At 37.2% G+C, this 1,848-nt stretch carries 1 protein-coding gene and 1 pseudogene; one reads left to right on the top strand and one right to left on the bottom strand.

Annotated elements, in window-relative coordinates; genetic code table 11:
• Positions 1-130 precede the first annotated feature (130 nt).
• Positions 131-196, bottom strand: a pseudogene (locus PX482_RS16115) (IS200/IS605 family transposase); the annotation flags it as partial.
• 283 nt (positions 197-479) lie between these two features.
• Here PX482_RS16115 and PX482_RS16110 point away from each other — a divergent pair.
• Positions 480-1,618 (top strand): IS630-like element ISMae29 family transposase gene (locus PX482_RS16110; protein WP_155120450.1). Its coding sequence is split into 2 segments (ribosomal slippage): positions 480-912 and positions 912-1,618, totalling 1,140 coding nucleotides; the frame shifts between segments, so codons are not numbered across the junction.
• Positions 1,619-1,848: the final 230 nt, after the last annotated feature.

Genomic DNA, 1,848 nt, shown 5'->3' with positions numbered 1-1,848 from the left:
TGCATAAATCCGAAAACAAACGATAGAAACAATAATAGGAGGGACTTTCAGTTAATTATTTATTAGTAGTTGATAATCTTCAAAAATGTTGCTGTACAAGGATCAACTTAAGACTTTTGCAAGAGGTCTAATGAGTGACAAAAACAAAGTGTAACCGCACGCTAAAAACACTATGAGAGCCTTTTCTGGGTTTCATATTGACAACCTATTAGAGCATCAATTTTGTTTTGAGGGATAAAAAAAGAGGGATCTTCGGTTTGTGTTATGCAATGGACGGGGGTTATAAGGGATGGAACCCTTATATAGAAAGTCATTTAGCGATTTTTGTCAATTGTTTTTTATCTAGAGCGAACTAATCAATTAAGTCTTTTACCAGATAAGGATTTAGTCGCTCTATGCCCCCCTATCAAACCATAACAAGTAACGAAGAGCCAAAAAAGAGCTAATCTGGAAGAAGTTATCCAACTTCAGACAAAAAAATGCCGAAGAAAAAATATATTGTAGAGCTAACAGACTCCGAAAGAACTGAACTCGAGCAGCTAACCAAGAAAGGAAAAATAGCAGCTTACAAAATGAACCATGCCAGAATACTACTTTTAGCAGATGTCAATCAACAGGAAGGTGGTTGGACTGACTCGAAAATTAGTGAAGCCTTAAATGTTGCTCAAGCCACCATTGAGAGAGTACGACAAAGATTTGTCGAGTCAGGAATTGAATCATCATTAACTCGAAAAAAGCCAGAACATCGCCGTGCCAAAATTATCGATGGGGAAAAGGAAGCAGCTCTGATTGCCATCGCTTGTAGTGAAACACCAACGGGACGAGCAAAATGGACACTTCAAATGCTGGCAGATAAAATGGTCGAACTTGAATATGTGGAAAAAATATCACGAGAAACCATCAGAAAAACCTTAAAAAAAATGAATTGAAACCATGGCTGAATCAATCATGGGTCATTCCCCCAAAAGAATCAGCGGAGTTTGTCTGTGCCATGGAAGATGTCTTGGATATTTATCATAGTGAGTATGACCAGCAAAATCCCTGGCTGTGTTTTGATGAGAGTTGTCAACAATTAGTCAAAGAAACAAAAGAGAAAATACCAGCCGAACCGAGAGAACCAGAAAGGTATGACTATCAATATGAGCGTAATGGTGTAGCCAATATGTTTATGTTTTTTGAACCATTACAAGGTGGGCGACATGTAGAAGTTACACAACAAAGGACGGCGAGCGATTATGCACACCAAATGAAATATTTGGTTGATGAGCGTTATCCGGATGCCCAGAAAATTAGAGTAATTCAAGACAACTTAAATACTCATGTAAAAGCCTCATTATATAAAGCCTTTGAACCGGAAGAGGCCAAGAGAATTTTAGATAAACTCGAATTTCATTACACTCCCAAACATGGCAGCTGGTTAAATATGGCAGAAATTGAGTTGAGCGTTTTGAATCGTCAATGTCTCGATCGTCGTATCCCAGACATGGATAGTTTAAAACAAGAAATTAAGGTCTGGGAAGAAAATCGAAATGAAAAGTCAAATTCAGTTGACTGGAGATTTACTACTGCTGATGCTCGTATTAAATTAAAAAAACTCTATCCCTCAATTCAAACTTGACAGACTACTATATCTGTAGGCTATACTAAAAGTATAACTTTCCTAGGTCGATCAGTTATGGCTATCAAGAGAATTACTTTTCGTCTTGATCCAAACCAAACACAAAATAACAAGCTTCATTACGGTCAAAAGCTACACTGCTCTCTTTATAATGCTTGTGTTTATCATCGCAAAACCGAGTCGAAAAAGTTTGGTAAAAACCTTAACTATTTTGACCAACAAAATTGCTT

The organism is Microcystis sp. M53602_WE12 (assembly GCF_030065455.1).
GTDB lineage: Bacteria > Cyanobacteriota > Cyanobacteriia > Cyanobacteriales > Microcystaceae > Microcystis > Microcystis aeruginosa.
The sequence above is the reverse complement of the archived record's forward strand: the minus strand, read 5'-3'. Positions and strand labels throughout refer to the sequence as shown.